The organism is Paracoccus actinidiae (assembly GCF_030863885.1).
Taxonomy (GTDB): Bacteria; Pseudomonadota; Alphaproteobacteria; order Rhodobacterales; family Rhodobacteraceae; genus Paracoccus; species Paracoccus everestensis.
The window spans coordinates 901,068-915,095 of sequence record NZ_CP132956.1 but is presented as its reverse complement, the minus strand read 5'-3'; the positions used below and the strand labels follow the sequence as shown (position 1 = coordinate 915,095).

15 protein-coding genes and 2 tRNA genes are annotated in these 14,028 nt (G+C 66.0%); 4 read left to right on the top strand and 13 right to left on the bottom strand.

Going from position 1 to position 14,028, the window contains the following annotated elements:
* Positions 1-82: 82 nt before the first annotated feature.
* The 10 genes from Q5701_RS04625 to Q5701_RS04580 form a co-directional block, all read right to left on the bottom strand.
* A complete protein-coding gene (locus Q5701_RS04625) occupies positions 83-1,453 on the bottom strand; it encodes a glutamate--cysteine ligase (RefSeq protein ID WP_306753999.1) in 1,371 nt (456 codons plus the stop codon).
* A 68-nt stretch (positions 1,454-1,521) separates the two neighbouring features.
* Positions 1,522-2,040, bottom strand: a complete 519-nt coding sequence (locus Q5701_RS04620; RefSeq protein WP_306753998.1) for a hypothetical protein — start codon at positions 2,038-2,040, stop codon at positions 1,522-1,524.
* Positions 2,034-2,468, bottom strand: coding sequence for a molybdenum cofactor biosynthesis protein MoaE (locus Q5701_RS04615; RefSeq protein ID WP_306753997.1), 435 nt, complete (start codon positions 2,466-2,468; stop codon positions 2,034-2,036). The genes Q5701_RS04620 and Q5701_RS04615 overlap by 7 nt, the downstream gene beginning before the upstream one ends.
* Before the next feature lie 5 nt (positions 2,469-2,473).
* On the bottom strand, positions 2,474-2,725 hold the full coding sequence (gene moaD, locus Q5701_RS04610) for a molybdopterin converting factor subunit 1 (RefSeq protein WP_234853942.1): 252 nt from the start codon (positions 2,723-2,725) through the stop codon (positions 2,474-2,476).
* Positions 2,715-3,347 carry a CDP-diacylglycerol--glycerol-3-phosphate 3-phosphatidyltransferase gene (pgsA, locus tag Q5701_RS04605; RefSeq protein ID WP_234853943.1) on the bottom strand — a complete coding sequence of 211 codons (633 nt, stop codon included), beginning with the start codon at positions 3,345-3,347 and terminating at the stop codon, positions 2,715-2,717. The genes moaD and pgsA overlap by 11 nt, the downstream gene beginning before the upstream one ends.
* Before the next feature lie 69 nt (positions 3,348-3,416).
* Positions 3,417-3,785 (bottom strand): hypothetical protein, encoded by a 369-nt coding sequence (locus Q5701_RS04600; protein WP_306753996.1) that lies wholly within the window; start codon positions 3,783-3,785, stop codon positions 3,417-3,419.
* Between the two features lie 245 nt (positions 3,786-4,030).
* Complete coding sequence (gene uvrC, locus Q5701_RS04595; RefSeq protein ID WP_234853945.1) at positions 4,031-5,893, bottom strand: excinuclease ABC subunit UvrC; 1,863 nt, start codon at positions 5,891-5,893, stop codon at positions 4,031-4,033.
* Positions 5,894-6,180: 287 nt separating this feature from the next.
* Entirely contained in the window at positions 6,181-6,312 is a 132-nt protein-coding gene (locus Q5701_RS04590; protein WP_306753995.1) for a hypothetical protein, read from the bottom strand.
* The gene (locus tag Q5701_RS04585; protein WP_306753994.1) at positions 6,309-7,091 is read right to left on the bottom strand and encodes a S49 family peptidase; all 783 of its coding nucleotides are present in this window, start codon (positions 7,089-7,091) and stop codon (positions 6,309-6,311) included. The genes Q5701_RS04590 and Q5701_RS04585 overlap by 4 nt, the downstream gene beginning before the upstream one ends.
* Positions 7,092-7,157: 66 nt before the next feature.
* Entirely contained in the window at positions 7,158-8,177 is a 1,020-nt protein-coding gene (locus Q5701_RS04580; RefSeq protein WP_306753992.1) for a LacI family DNA-binding transcriptional regulator, read from the bottom strand.
* Between the two features lie 98 nt (positions 8,178-8,275).
* On the opposite strand from Q5701_RS04580, the gene Q5701_RS04575 reads away from it, so the two are divergent.
* A tRNA-Arg gene (locus Q5701_RS04575) sits at positions 8,276-8,352 on the top strand.
* Between the two features lie 5 nt (positions 8,353-8,357).
* On the opposite strand, the gene Q5701_RS04570 is transcribed toward Q5701_RS04575, so the two are convergent.
* The 3 genes from Q5701_RS04570 to Q5701_RS04560 all read right to left on the bottom strand — a co-directional run bounded on the left by Q5701_RS04570 (position 8,358) and on the right by Q5701_RS04560 (position 11,948).
* A complete protein-coding gene (locus tag Q5701_RS04570; protein ID WP_306755338.1) occupies positions 8,358-11,690 on the bottom strand; it encodes a class I SAM-dependent DNA methyltransferase in 3,333 nt (1,110 codons plus the stop codon).
* Positions 11,618-11,800: a hypothetical protein gene (locus Q5701_RS04565; protein WP_306755522.1), complete on the bottom strand. Its 183-nt coding sequence runs from the start codon at positions 11,798-11,800 to the stop codon at positions 11,618-11,620. The genes Q5701_RS04570 and Q5701_RS04565 overlap by 73 nt, the downstream gene beginning before the upstream one ends.
* Before the next feature lie 64 nt (positions 11,801-11,864).
* Positions 11,865-11,948: transfer RNA gene (locus Q5701_RS04560), tRNA-Tyr, on the bottom strand.
* Positions 11,949-12,071: 123 nt separating this feature from the next.
* Here Q5701_RS04560 and Q5701_RS04555 point away from each other — a divergent pair.
* The 3 genes from Q5701_RS04555 to Q5701_RS04545 all read left to right on the top strand — a co-directional run bounded on the left by Q5701_RS04555 (position 12,072) and on the right by Q5701_RS04545 (position 14,017).
* A complete protein-coding gene (locus Q5701_RS04555; RefSeq protein ID WP_306753991.1) occupies positions 12,072-12,875 on the top strand; it encodes a TrmH family RNA methyltransferase in 804 nt (267 codons plus the stop codon).
* Positions 12,876-12,969: 94 nt separating this feature from the next.
* On the top strand, positions 12,970-13,374 hold the full coding sequence (locus tag Q5701_RS04550; protein ID WP_306753990.1) for a YHS domain-containing (seleno)protein: 405 nt from the start codon (positions 12,970-12,972) through the stop codon (positions 13,372-13,374).
* A 211-nt stretch (positions 13,375-13,585) separates the two neighbouring features.
* On the top strand, positions 13,586-14,017 hold the full coding sequence (locus Q5701_RS04545) for a CoA-binding protein (protein WP_306753989.1): 432 nt from the start codon (positions 13,586-13,588) through the stop codon (positions 14,015-14,017).
* The last annotated feature ends 11 nt before the right edge of the window (positions 14,018-14,028 follow it).

The window sequence follows — 14,028 nt, the reverse complement described above, 5'->3', positions numbered from 1 at the left end:
TGCAGGATGAGAGAATCCGCCTCACCCAGTCCTTGCGGTCGGATCGCAGGGATGCAGCAATGCTTCCGGGCGCCGCGCACCATCAATACGAATATTCGCCATAGATCGGGGTCAGGTCGCCACCCCATTCGCCGTGGTATTTGTCCAGCAATTCGTCGGCCATGACCTTGCCGCTGTCCAGGCTTTCCTTGATGGCGTTCAGGAAATGCGTCTCGTCCGGAACCAGTCCGCCTGCGCCCGCGCGGGCGCGGTTCTTCAGGCCCCCTTCGGCGATCTCGACCACCTGCCCGGCCAGGTCGTGCATCCTGACGCCGTTCACCTGCGCATCAAGCGCGTGGATCCCGGCTTCTCGCCGCCAGGCCTCGCGTGTATCGTCGTCCCAGCCCTTGACCAGATCCCAGGCGGCATCAAGCGCCCCCTGGTCATAGATCAGCCCGACCCACAGGGCAGGCAGCGCGCAAAGACGCCGCCACGGACCGCCATCGGCACCGCGCATCTCGATGTATTTCTTGACCCTCGCCTCGGGGAAAACCGTGGTCATGTGGTCGGCCCAGTCCGACAGCGTGGGCACCTCGCCCGGCAGGGCGGGCAGGCGGCCGTCCAGGAAATCGCGGAACGACTGGCCCAGGGCGTCGATGTATTTCCCGTCGCGATACACGAAATACATCGGCACGTTCAGGACGTAATCCACCCAGGCGTCGTATCCGAACCCATCGCGGAACACGAAGGGCAGCATTCCCGTGCGTGCCCCGTCCAGGTTCTGCCAGATATGGGCGCGCCAGCTTTTCCAGCCGTTGGGCTTGCCGTCGAGGAAGGGCGAATTGGCGAACAGCGCATTGGCGACAGGTTGCAGCGACAACGCCACGCGCATCTTCTGGACCATGTCGGCTTCGCTGCCGAAATCCAGGTTCACCTGCACGGTGCAGGTCCGGTACATCATCTGCTTGCCCAGGGTGCCGACCCGATCCATGTAGTCGGTCATCAGCCGATAGCGGCCCTTGGGCATCATCGGCATCTGGTCCTGGCCCCAGATCGGGGCTGCGCCCAGGCCGATGAAGCCCGCGCCGATGCGGTCGGCGATCTCCTTCACCTCGGCCAGATGCCCGTTCACCTCGTCGCAGGTCTGGTGGATGGTTTCCAGCGGCGCGCCCGACAGTTCCAACTGCCCGCCCGGTTCCAGGCTGATGTTGGCGCCGTTGCGTTCCAGGCCGATCAGCTTGTCCTGTTCCATGACCGGTGCCCAGCCAAAGCGTTCCTGAAGGCCCGCCAGCATCGCATGGATCGAACAAGCCCCCTCATAGGGCAGCGGCAACAGGTTCGCCTTGTCATAGCCGAACTTTTCATGCTCGGTCCCGATGCGCCAATCCTCGCGCGGCTTTTCGCCGCTGGCGATATAGGCGGCCAGCTGGTCGCGGCTTTCGATCGGGCCTCCGCCCTGTTGTGGTATCGACATGAGGCGAGGCCTTTCGAGAAGTTGCGACGGTCACAGGTGGCGCGCGGCGCGGGCCAAGTCAACCCGCCTCAACCCGCTCTCCGCCAAACGGTGCGCACGGCGTCCGGCTGGTCGGCGACATGGGCCAAGGCGGCGGACACCGCGCCCATGTCGAGATCCGGCAAGGCGGTAAAGGCATCGGCCAGGGCGTCCGATCCGGCAGCATCGACGGGCACCAGCAGGGCTTCCCCGCTGGCGCTGCGCAGCCGCCAATGGCCCCGGCCCTTGAGCCGCAGCAGGCGGATCTCGACCAGATCGCGCAGGGCGATCTCGCCGCCCAGGACGGACGCGCCAAAATATCGGATGGCGCCCTCGTCCACCTCGACCAGGCCGGGGGCGTCGATGCGGCGGCGAAAGGGCATTCTGCGAAGCGCCCCGATCAGCAGCGACAACCCGACCACCACGGCAATGGCGCCAAGGGCCGCGAAGAACCAGCCGCCCCGCAGCGCCAGCCACGATCCGGCCAGCAGGATTGCGACGGCCACGAGGGCTTCGGACCAGCGGGCGGTCCATGCACGCAATTCGGGCCGGACCAAGGGGCCTACCATCGCGACAAGGCGTCTTCGTCGCTGGTCTTGGCATCGATCCAGCGAACGGCGCCGTCGTGGCCGATTTCCCGCTTCCAGAACGGCGCGCGGGATTTCAGCCAGTCCATCAGGTAATCGGCGGCCTGGAAGGCGGCCTGGCGGTGACGGGCGGCGGTGGCGACCATCATGATCGGTTCCCCCACGGCCAACCGCCCATGGCGGTGGACGATGCGCCAGTCGGTCAGCGCGAAGCGGGTGGCGGCTTCGCTGCCGTAATCGGACAGCGCGCGTTCGGTCATGCCGGGATAATGCTCGATCTCCAGCGCGGCCATGGTTCCGGTGTCGTCGCGCACCACGCCCGTGAAGGTGACGATGGCCCCCGCGCCCGCGCCAAAGCCCGCCAGTTCGGCGGCAAGGTCAAAGGGGACGGTCTGGACGCGGGCCGACATCGGCTTCAGCCGCCGGTCATGGGCGGGAAGAACGCGACCTCTCGGGCACCCGCAAGGGGTGCGTCCAGGTCGGCAAGCTGCTGGTCCACGGCGCAGCGCACGGCGGCAAGATCGGCGAATGCGGCGGCGTGCCAGTCGTCGCGGGCGGCAAGCTCGGCGATCAGGTCGCGGACGGTGGCGGCGTCGGTCTCGATCCGTTCGCGGGGCTGGCCGATGCGTTCACGCAGCCAGGCGAAATACAGGACATCAAGCGTCATGGCCGGGTTCGCGCAGGTAAGGGCGCGCCTTGACGAAATAATCCCAACCCGTCCAGGCCGTCAGGATCGCGGCGATCCAGATCAGCAACAGCCCCACCTGCGTCGCCAGATCCGCCCAGGACGACGACCAGGGCAGGTTCGTTTCCCCTACGCGCGGCGGGCGGCCATGTTCGACATAGGCCAGCCCCGTGCCCAGGAACAGGACCGAGATGGCGACCATCTGCGTGGTGGTCTTCCATTTCGCCAGCTTTGTCACCTTCAGCAGGCGCGCGTTCGATCCCAGGAATTCGCGCAGGCCGGACACGAAGACCTCTCGGAACAGGATCAGGGTGGCGGGCAGGATCAGCCAGGGGTTCATCCCGGAATAGCCGGTGATGACCACGATGGCGATCACCACCATGGCCTTGTCGGCGATGGGATCCATGGCCGCGCCGAAGCGGCTTTCCTGCTGCCAGCTTCGCGCCAGATAGCCGTCGATCCAGTCGGTCACCGCCGCGATCATGAACAGCGCCAGGGCTGCCCAGTCGGCAAAGGGCCGGCTGAAATACAGAAACATCAGCGGCACGGCGGGCGCCGCGATCAGCCGAAGAAGGGTCAGGATATTGGGGACGGTCCAGCGCATAACGGGCAAGCTAGTCCGTGGCGCCGGACTTGGAAAGGGGCGGCGCACCGAAATGCGCCGCGCCAAAGGTCAGCCGAGCGCGCCTTCGATCAGCGCAAAGGCACGGCCGGCAATGGTCAGGTGCACCGCCTTGATGCGCTGTTCGCCAAAGCGGCGGGTGCGGTGTCCGATGATCCTGATGGGATCGCCGGGCATCGCGGCGGCGTCCGTCAGGCCGATCTGGGCGTTGCGGGCGCGGCTTGCCAGTTCCACCGTCCAGTTGCGGCCCTCGGCATCGCTGACGCACAGCACCGGATCGCTGCCGCTGCTGTAATTGTCGGTCACCGTGCCTGTCAGTTCCGTCAGATGGGGTTTGTATTCGTCCCCACGTGCGGCCTTGGGCAGGCCGGCGGGCAGGAACCGGAGGGCAACGATGCCAGATGCGGGCAAATGAGTCATGATAGCCTCTTTCCCAGGTTGAGCGGGGCAACCATAACGTGATCCACGCCCAACCATGCGGTACCATGATACCGCAAGACATTGCGCTGCAGGAGGCGGCATTCGCGTCGTCCTGAAAGCCGCTGCAAGCCGTTGACCTAGCGGCACTTTAGTCGCGGGCGTGATTGTTGCAGCGACTGTTGTTCCCTTTGGCTGCGACAATTTGGGACATCATTCCATTGGGACAGGGCGGAAACGGGCCGCTGTCAGCCCCGCGCATTGAAATGGTCATGGACCTTTTGCGCCATGGCGGCCGAGATTCCCTCGACTGCTTGCAGATCGGCCAGGCCCGCGCGGCTGACCGCCTTGGCGCTGCCGAAATGCTGAAGCAAGGCGCGCTTGCGGGATGCGCCGATGCCTGCGATCTCGTCCAGGGGGTTGGCCATGACCGCCTTGGCGCGCTTGGCGCGATGGGTGCCGATGGCCCAGCGATGCGCCTCGTCGCGCAGACGCTGGATGAAATACAGGACCGGGTCGTTCATGCGCAGGGCAAAGGGCGCCCGGCCGGGGCGGTGGAATTCCTCCTTGCCCTGGTCGCGGTCGATGCCCTTGGCGACGCCGACGACCGGAATATCCTCGACCCCCAGTTCGGCCAGGATGCCGTCCACGGCCGACACCTGCCCCGCGCCGCCGTCGATCAGCAGCAGGTCGGGCCAGGATTCGGTTTGGCGGTCGGGGTCTTCCTTCAGCAGGCGGACAAAGCGGCGGCCCAGCATTTCCTTCATCATGCCGAAGTCGTCGCCCGGCGTGATCTCGGTCCCCTTGATGTTGAACTTGCGGTACTGGCTTTTGATATAGCCTTCCGGCCCGGCCACGATCATGCCGCCCACGGCATTGGTGCCCATGATGTGGCTGTTGTCGTAAACCTCGATCCGGCGAGGGGCGGCGGGCAGGTCGAAGGCCTCGCCCACGCCGTCCAGCAGGCGCAGTTGGGTGGCGCTTTCGGACATGCGGCGGGCCAGGCTTTCACGGGCATTGCGAAGCGCGTTTTCCACAAGCTCGAACTTCTCGCCCCGCTGCGGGACGCCGACGACAATGCGGCGGTGGGCACGTTCGGACAGCACCTGCTGCGTCAGGTCAGGCTCGTCCGGGACGTGCGACAGCAGGATCATCCGGGGCGGTGGCTTGTCGTCATAGAATTGCAGCAGGAAGGCCTGCATGACCTCGGCAGGGGATTCGACGCCGCCCAGCCGGGGATAGAAGTCGCGGTTGCCCCAGCTTTGGTTGCCGCGGATGAAGAAGACCTGAACGCAGGCCTGGCCGCTTTCCATATGCAGGGCGACGATGTCGGCCTCAGCCACGCGCTTGGGATTGATGGCCTGCACGGACTGCACGGCGGTCAACGCCTTGATCCGGTCGCGCAGGGCAGCGGCCCGTTCGTATTCCATGTTCTCGGCCGCCTCGGCCATGTCGCGGGCCAGGTTCGCCTGGATCACGGTCGTCTTGCCCTGCAGGAAGCGTTCGGCATCCGACACCAGGGCGCCGTAATCATCGGCGCTGATCCGGCCCACGCAGGGCGCGCTGCACCGCTTGATCTGGAACAGCAGGCAGGGACGGGTGCGCGATTCGAATGTTGCGTCGGTGCAGTTGCGCAGCAGGAAGACGCGCTGCAACTGCGTCAGTGTCCGGTTGACCGCCCCCGCGCTGGCAAAGGGCCCGTAGTAATCGCCCTTTTCCGACTTGGCCCCGCGATGCTTCTTGATCTGGGGATAGGCATGGGATTTCGCGACCAGGATGTTCGGGAAGGACTTGTCGTCGCGCAACAGCACGTTGTAGCGCGGCTTGAGCTGCTTGATGAGGTTCTGTTCCAGCAGCAGCGCCTCGGTTTCGGTGCGCGTGGTCAGGAACATCATCGAACAGGTTTCGCGGATCATCCGCGCGATGCGTGCCGAATGGCCCGACGGCCGGGCATAGTTCGACACCCGCGCCCGCAGATCCCGCGCCTTGCCGACATACAGAACGCCGCCCTGGGCATCCAGCATCCGGTAGACGCCGGGGCTGCGGTCCAGTTGCCGCAGATAGTCCTGGATCAGCGCATGGCCGGTCTTGGGGGTGGTGCCTTGTGTCATATCTGTCAGATAGGTGATTCCCGTCGCGGGCTGCAAGTTCCGGGGTGTGATTACAAGGGCAAAGCTGTCCACCGCCATTGTGGATAACTCTGTGAGAGTCCTGTGAGGCAGGGCCGTCCTGACCAGCAATCGTTACAAAACGGTGACTTTGCCTTTATTTTGGGCAGATACCCAGGCCGTTGTTTTCATAGGGAAACTTAATCCTTCCCCTGCCAGTTGGTGAAACTTGCGCAGTTTCAGACCCTTGCTTAACGAATCTTACCTGCACGGGGACAACCTGAAGCGTCCTAGTCGCGCGGCCTGCGGCGGGACGGCGGGATGCCCAAGATCCGCCGGATGCCGCGGCGAAAGGCCGGGCCGCGCAGCAGCGCCAAGGCGACCATCACCAGCAGGAAGATGACCACGATCCGAACGCTCATCCCCCGGCACAAAAGCGGGCGAATGCGGCGCGTTCCTGGGCTGCGTCCAGCACGGTGCCTGCCGACAGGCCCAGCCTGCAGAACAGCGACTGGCGCGGGGCATGGACGACAAAGCGTGTCTTGTCGCCGTAAAGCGCCTTCATCTGCGGCACCAGATGGCCGATGCCGTCCGCCAGCCCCAGATCGACCGATTGCCGGCCGGCCCAGAATTCGCCGGTGAACAGGTCGCGGTCCGTAGCCAGCCTGTCGCCACGCCGCGCGGTCACGTGGTCCTTGAAGGCCTGGTGGATCGGTTCCAGCACGTTGTGCAGGCGTTCGACATCCTCGGGGCGTTCGGGGCGGAACGGGTCCAGCGTGGATTTCGACCGGCCAGCGGTATGCACGCGCCGCTCGATCCCCCATCGGGCAATCAGATCCTGGAACCCGAACCCGGCCGAGATCACGCCGATCGACCCCAGGATCGAGCTTTCGTCGGCCCAGATCCGGTCGCCCGCGCAGGCCAGCCAGTATCCGCCGGATGCCGCCACATCCTCGACAAAGGCATGGACGGGGGTCTTCGTCTCGTCCGCCAGACGCCGGATCCGGGCGGCGATCAGGGAGGATTGCACCGGCGATCCGCCGGGCGAGTTGATGGACAGCGCCACTGCCACCGGCTTGCCCTTGCGAAAGGCGCGCTCGATCACCGGGGCAAGGGCCGCGTCCGACAGCGAACCGCCGCGCCCGGCCATGCCGATGGCGCCGTGCAGGCGGACCACCGACACGCGGGGGCCCTTGGTCATGAAACGGTCAAGATAGGGAATATGCATGACCGCAGACTTAATCATGCCCCGCGCCTGCCACAAGCGTCACGCATGGCGGATCGTATCGCCCGGCAGAAAGGTCGGCGTCAGCGCGACGATGCGATCCTCGGGGATGGTGTCCTTGCCCGCAACCAGCCGGGCCGCGCGCCGCCCGATATCGACCCGGCGCGCATCGGTCGTGGCCAGCCGCACCGGCAGCCCGTCCAGCAGATCGACGCCGTTGAACCCGGCAAGCCCGATCCGGCCCGGAATGTCATAGCCCTTGTCCAGGCAATGCAGCAGCCCCCCTGCCCCGATCATGTCGTTCGAGAAATACAGGAAATCCAGATCCGGCGCGCGGGTCAGGATGCGTTCGGTCAATTCGCGCCCCTTCAGCAGCGACGATCCGCCCTGGTAATATTCGCGCGCTTCCAGCGTCACGCCCGCATCGGTCAGGCCTTCCTCGAATCCCGCAAGGCGTTTGCGGGCGCGGTGATCCTCGGGCATATGGGTGCCGACAAAGCCGATGCGGCGATAACCGGCGGCCAGGATCCGCGCGGCCATTTCCCGGCCCGCCCGGCGGTGGGAAATGCCGACGATGGTGTCGATGCCCTCGCCGTCCACGTCCATGATCTCCACCACGGGTATCCCGGAATTTTCCAGCATGGCGCGCGATGCCTTGCTGTGTTCCAGGCCCGCCAGGATCACGCCGGAGGGGCGCCAGGACAGCATGTCATACAGCACCATCTCCTCGCGCGCGGGGGAATAGTTGGTGACGCCGATCACCGGTTGCAGGCCGGTGTCGTCCAGTTCCGCCGAAACCCCGCCCAGCACGTCGGGAAAGACCAGGTTCGACAGCGACGGGATCACCACGGCGACCAGGTTCACCCGCTGGCTGGCCAGGCCGCCCGCGATCTTGTTGGGGACATATCCCAGCGTCTTGGCGGCCGTCAGCACCTTTTCGCGGGTGGCCGCCGACACGTCGCCCCGGTTGCGCAGAACCCGGCTGACGGTCATCTCTGACACGCCCGATGCCTCGGATACATCGCGCAGGGTCAGGGGGCGGCGGGGTCTGGGGACGTTCATCGGGCACCGGAGGATCAGGTCTTTGCCCGATGTTAGCGCCCGTTCGACCCCGCGACAACCTTGCCAAATGCCGCGTCTGCGGTCACAAGGGCAAAGGCGGCCCCGTGGCTCAACTGGATAGAGCAGCCCCCTCCTAAGGGGCAGGTTACAGGTTCAAGTCCTGTCGGGGTCACCAATGCCCTATATCGCGTAACGCCCGTGGCCCAGTGTCCTTGCCTGGCCAAGCGCTGCAAGGCTGTCCAGAAGCGGCTGGACGGTGGCGGCGCGGGCGCGCCTGAAGTGGCGGGCGACCTGGTCGGGGGTGGCATCGCCCAGGTCGGACAGGGCGGCGCGGACGGCGGCGATCTGTTCGGGCAGGGTCTTGGGCCACAGCGCCTTGTCGGCGGGATCGGCCGCCGCGTCCATGTCCAGTTCGGATTGGCGGCCCTTGGGGGCGGCGGCCTGGCCTGCGGGGTTCTGGTATTCGGGGCGCAGCCAGCGGACATGGCCCGAGGCCTCCTCGGCCGCGCGGGTGCGGTTCAGATCGACCAGGCGGTGCAGGACGTCGTCGTCAGACAGGTCCACGGGCCAGCCATAGGCGTCGGCCACGGCGGCGTCGATGCGGTCGTGGATGTCGCGCAGGATGCCAACAAGGCCCGCGTCATAGATCTCTTTGTCGCGGCCTTCGATGCGTTCGCCCGCGCGCAGCTTTTCCAGCACGTTATACATTCCGGTCAGGGTCAGCCGGGGATGCGCGGCCTGCTGCGCCTTGCGATGGGCGTCGAGTTCCTCGCCCAGGGCGCGGAGCCGGGTTTTCTGCGCCTCGGTCGGATCCGGGAAGGGGAAGGGGTCGAAGCAGAGCGATTTGTTGTAACGGGGGCGATCCTCAAGCGTTCCGCCTGACTTCAAGGCCCAGACGACATGGAAGCGGCTGGAGAGGACAGAGAGCAGGGCGGCGTCGTCAGTGCCGATCGCGATCAGCATATTGTCTGGCAAGGTCTGCGATCCAAGAAACTGGAACAGGCGATGCTTGGTCGTTTCAACCGTTGCAACATAGCGGGGTAACCCCTCAAGCGCGGGTCGCAGATCCCTGCGCGGCTCGCCATGCACCCACCAGTTCCGCCTATAACTGTCGCGGTTGTTCTGGTCCCTTTCAGGTTTCACCTTGTCCAGCACCCATTGATAGACAGCGGGAAACCGCGTCCGCACCTCGGTTTCCGACAGGCCGAACAGGTCGATCACCATGACCCCGCGCGGGGCGGCAGTCAGGTCGCGGCCATTGCGGTATTCGCGGATATGCCTGTCCAGCCCCGGCACCACGCCAAGGCCAAGCGCCCGCGCCTCTCCCGGTGTGACAATGAAGCCTGCGCCATGCAGCTTGACGCCCGGCGATGAGATGCCATCATTCGCCTTCAGCGCCTTGGCCCCCGCCACATCCGCGCCGATCCGCAGGTTGGAAAAGATCTTCCCCACCTGACCGGACAGGACCACGTCGCGACCCTCGGCCCGCTCATTGCCCTTCGCCTCGGATGCGACGGTAAACAGTCGCCCCGGCGCCGATCCCGCCTCGGCCACGGTCATGGCGATGCGCACCGCCGCCCCGTCGCCCGCATCGACCCAAGGGTGGTCAGGAATGGCGAAGGCCAGCGACAAGGGCTTCTTGGGGTCGTTCAGATGCGGTTCCAGCACCTGCCGGTTGAAGGTCTGGCGCAGGGAATTGGTCGTGATCAGCCCCAGCCGCCGGGTCTTGCCCCCGTGCAGGGCCAACGCCGCCTTGTCCCACCAGAACATCACGAAATCCGCGCTTTCGGGCATCCGGGGATAAGCGCGGCGCAGCGCCTCGGTATAACCGTCGCCCAGGGCGTCGCGCATCCGGCTGGCCCCGATGAAGGGCGGGTTGCCGACGATGAAATCCGCCTGCGGCCATGTGGCGGGCCGGGGATGCGTGTAATCCATCACCGCGACCCGCGCCGCCGGATCGGGCACGGCCTCGCCCGTCACCGGATGGGTGATGGTCGTCGCCCCGTCCCACCGCGTCACCGGCGCCCCCGCCGCGTCCAGCCGGGCCTGGGTGCCGTCCCAGTCCAGCACGGCGTCGCGGTTTTCGATGTTGCGAAAGTCCTTGAGGATCGGGTCGGAATGGCTGGCGTTCCCATGGGTGCGGAAATGCCATTGCAGATAGCCGATCCACAGCACCAGCTCGGCCACGGCGGCGGCCCAGGGGTTCACCTCGATCCCCAGGAACTGGTGCGGATCGACGGTGTGGCCGGTCAGGGCCAGGGCGCCCTGATCCTCGCCCAGGTCGCGCAGCAGGACGATCACCTCGCCTTCCAGGCGCTTCATCAGTTCTAGCGCGACATACAGGAAATTGCCCGACCCGCAGGCCGGATCCAGCACGGTGACGTTGCACAGCCGCTGGTGGTAACCGCGCACGGTCGCGCGGGCGTCCGACAGCCTGTCCTGGCCGGCCAGCGTCAAGGCGGCGGCCTGGATGTCGCGCCATTCCGCGCGCAGGGGTTCGATCACCGTGGGATTCACCAGCCGCTCGACATAGGCGCGGGGCGTGTAATGCGCGCCCAGCTTGTGCCGCTGGCGCTTGTCCAGGGCGCGTTCCAGAAGGGTGCCGAAGATGGCGGGCTCGACCTCGCGCCAGTTGTGGGACGCGGCCTGGATCAGCAGGGACAACTGGATCTCGTTCAGGGGCAGCGCGGTCGCGTCCCGGAACAGCCCGCCGTTGAAGCGTTTCAGGTCGCAGGACAGCGCCGGGGAAAACCCGCCCGCATTCATCGTGGCCCACAGGCTTTGCAGCATGGGCGCTGCGTGTTCGGGATTGCCCCGCCGGTCGCCGAGCAGTTTCGAGAAGGCGCCGTCGGGGATCAGCTGCACATCCTCGGCGAACATGGTGAACAGGGCGCGCATCAGGAACCGGGCCACCGTGTCCGGCTGATGGCCCTGGGATTCGAAGGACCGGCCCAGTTCCGCCAGGTGCCCCGCCACCTTGCGCGTCACATCGGCGCTGACCCGCGCGGGATCCAGGCTGGCCGGATCGGTCCAGATCAGCCGCAGCCGGTCACGGGTCTTGTCGCAGCGCAGGTCGTCCAGCGTGATGCGATAGCGGTTGCCATCGGGGAACTGGGTATAGCCCTGCCCCTGGCCGGAAAAATCCGCATGAACCTCGATCACGTGGCCCACGTCCACGATCAGCAGAAAGGGCGGCCAGCCGTCCTCTCGCGCCACGGCACGGGCATAGCTGTCGGCCTGTCCGCGGGCGCGCAGCATGCTGTCGTCCCAGCGGCGCGTCCCCCGCAGGCCATGGCCCTGCCTTTGGGCGGGGGCATCGGGCAGCAGGGTCAACTGGTCGGCGGGGCTGGCGCCGGTGCCCTGCTTGCCCTCCATCACGAAGGAATGGCGGCGATACAGGTCGATGAAGCCCCGCGATTGCGTGCCGGTATGGATGAAGGTCACGGGCCGTTCGAAACGGTAATCGTCGCTTTGCCCGTCCGCCGTGGCGGGCTTGGGCGCATCGACGCCCAGAAGCTGCGGACGCCCAGAAGCTGCGTCAGCTCGATGGCGAATTGCTGGAAATTGGCGCGTTCGCTGCCGCCGGACTTTTGCCAGCGATGGATGAAATCGTCGATCTGCAATGCATGGCCCCCGCAATGCGGCCAGACAATCGCATGGGAACAATGGCGTCAAGATGGGGGGGAATGGTGGGCGACCCTGGAATCGAACCAGGCGTGGGTCTCCCCGGCGGAGTTACAGTCCGCTGCCGCACCTTGCAGCACGTCGCCCGCCGAGCCAGTCGGCGTGGGGGGTCATTAGCGGGCGGGGCACGGGGCGTCAAGCGGATTTCCGGGCCTTGCGCAAGGGCCGCAGGACGCGCGATGAAGGGGGCCAGCCGAAAGGACCCTGCGCATGAGTGATCGACCGGGAAAGCCCAAGAAACCCACCTGGGTGATCGACAAGGAACGTGCCCGCCGCGCGGGGGCCGCGGAAACCGTGTGGCTGTTCGGCCTGCACGCGGTGCGCGACGCGCTTGCCAATCCCGCGCGCGAAAAGCTGCGGCTGGTGGTGACCCCCAACGCGGTGGACCGCCTGGGCGACCTGCACGGGATGGAACCCGAGATCACCGACCCCCGGGTCTTCGGCAAGGCCGTGCCCCTGGCCCCCGACAGCGTCCACCAGGGCGCCGCGTTGGAGGTGCGTCCGCTGAAATGGGGCGGCCTCAGCGATGTGGTGCTGCGCCAGGCGCCCGGCGAACGGCGGCCGCTGCTTGTGGCCCTGGACCGGGTAACCGATCCTCACAACATCGGCGCCATCCTGCGGTCGGCCGAGGTATTCGGCGCCCGCGCCGTCATCGCCCCCGCCCGCCATTCCGCCCCCGAAACCGGCGCGCTTGCCAAGACCGCCTCGGGCGCGCTGGAACGCCAGCCCTATCTGCGCGTACCCAACCTTGCCGAGGCGCTTTCGCAACTGAAGGGCATGGGCTTTATCCTGATCGGGCTGGACGGGACAGGCGACGCCCCCCTGCCCGACCTGCTGGAAGGCCTGCCAGGCCGCGCAATCTGCCTGGTCCTGGGGGCCGAAGGGCCGGGGATGCGCGATCTGACCATGAAAAGCTGCGATCACGTCGCGCGCATTCCCTTTGCGGCAGATTTCGGATCGCTGAACGTGTCGAACGCGGCTGCGGTGGCGCTCTATGCGGCCAGCATGTCCTAGGGATCACATCCCTGCGACAATCCGCGCGCCGGCGTTGAGAATCGCGGCGGGTGCTGCCAATGAGGCATCCTGCCGCCAGGAAATTGCCTGACCCATGAAAACGCTGCTTCTCTCGCTGATGCTGACCTTGGCACCTGCCCTGCCGGTCATGGCCCAGGACTGGGCCATCGACGGATTCGATGCGGTGGGCTTTCTGGAAAGCGGGCGGCCCATTCCGGGACGGGGCGACATTTCGACGCTGTGGAAGGGCAAGGTCTGGCATTTCGCGACCGAGGAAAACCGCAACCGCTTCGAGGCCGATCCGCGCAGCTTCGCCCCGGCCTTTGGCGGGCTTTGCCCGGTTGCGCTGTCCGAAGGGCGACGGGTGGCCGGTGATCCGCGCCACTTCGTCATTATCGAAAACCGCCTATATCTTGTGGGATCGAACAGGGCGGTCCGCAAGCTGCAGCAAGCGCCGCGCGAGGTTCTGTCCCGGGCCCGAGAGCGCTGGAAACCCTGACGCTTTTTTAGCGGATTTTCATCACGAAATTGCGACATCGCTGGAACTTTTGGGGGGTGTTGCCTATTTACACTGTGGAACATGACTTGGAACCGTCATGTTCAGATCACTGTCCCTCGTTCCGCGACTTGCGCCCGGCCAGCAATCTGGACCGGGCGCCTTTTATATGTAATGGTGCCTACAACTTTTGGACGAGGAGGGGAGACCCGTCATGGAAGTCGATTTCAAGGACGACGAAGATATTGCGCGGATTGTCCGCAGCATAAAAGTGATTGCGGTTGTAGGACTGTCGCCCAATGAGGCACGGCCCAGCTGGGGGGTGGCCCGTTTCCTGCAGGCGAACGGGTATCGTGTCATTCCCGTGAACCCCGGTCAGGCTGGAGGCATGATCCTGGGGGAAACGGTCTATGCCAGCTTGTCCGATATCCCGAAGTCGGCCCATGTGCAGATGGTGGACGTTTTCCGCAGATCCGAGGCCGTCGGCCCCATCGTGGACGAGGCCCTGGCCCATCTTCCCGACCTGAAGTCGATCTGGTTGCAACTGGGCATTCGCAACGATGCCGCAGCAGCACGGGCCGAGGCCAGGGGCATCACGGTCATTCAGGACCGATGCCCCAAGATCGAATTCCCCCGCCACCTTTAGGCGTCAGAAAA

What these genes read in the sequence shown, in the direction of transcription:
- Q5701_RS04625 (WP_306753999.1), bottom strand. Translation starts at nt 1,453, where the DNA reads ATGTCGATACCACAACAGGGCGGAGGCCCGATCGAAAGCCGCGACCAG.
- Q5701_RS04620 (WP_306753998.1), bottom strand. Translation starts at nt 2,040, where the DNA reads ATGGTAGGCCCCTTGGTCCGGCCCGAATTGCGTGCATGGACCGCCCGC.
- Q5701_RS04615 (WP_306753997.1), bottom strand. Translation starts at nt 2,468, where the DNA reads ATGTCGGCCCGCGTCCAGACCGTCCCCTTTGACCTTGCCGCCGAACTG.
- moaD (WP_234853942.1), bottom strand. Translation starts at nt 2,725, where the DNA reads ATGACGCTTGATGTCCTGTATTTCGCCTGGCTGCGTGAACGCATCGGC.
- pgsA (WP_234853943.1), bottom strand. Translation starts at nt 3,347, where the DNA reads ATGCGCTGGACCGTCCCCAATATCCTGACCCTTCTTCGGCTGATCGCG.
- Q5701_RS04600 (WP_306753996.1), bottom strand. Translation starts at nt 3,785, where the DNA reads ATGACTCATTTGCCCGCATCTGGCATCGTTGCCCTCCGGTTCCTGCCC.
- uvrC (WP_234853945.1), bottom strand. Translation starts at nt 5,893, where the DNA reads ATGACACAAGGCACCACCCCCAAGACCGGCCATGCGCTGATCCAGGAC.
- Q5701_RS04590 (WP_306753995.1), bottom strand. Translation starts at nt 6,312, where the DNA reads ATGAGCGTTCGGATCGTGGTCATCTTCCTGCTGGTGATGGTCGCCTTG.
- Q5701_RS04585 (WP_306753994.1), bottom strand. Translation starts at nt 7,091, where the DNA reads ATGACCAAGGGCCCCCGCGTGTCGGTGGTCCGCCTGCACGGCGCCATC.
- Q5701_RS04580 (WP_306753992.1), bottom strand. Translation starts at nt 8,177, where the DNA reads ATGAACGTCCCCAGACCCCGCCGCCCCCTGACCCTGCGCGATGTATCC.
- Q5701_RS04555 (WP_306753991.1), top strand. Translation starts at nt 12,072, where the DNA reads ATGAGTGATCGACCGGGAAAGCCCAAGAAACCCACCTGGGTGATCGAC.
- Q5701_RS04550 (WP_306753990.1), top strand. Translation starts at nt 12,970, where the DNA reads ATGAAAACGCTGCTTCTCTCGCTGATGCTGACCTTGGCACCTGCCCTG.
- Q5701_RS04545 (WP_306753989.1), top strand. Translation starts at nt 13,586, where the DNA reads ATGGAAGTCGATTTCAAGGACGACGAAGATATTGCGCGGATTGTCCGC.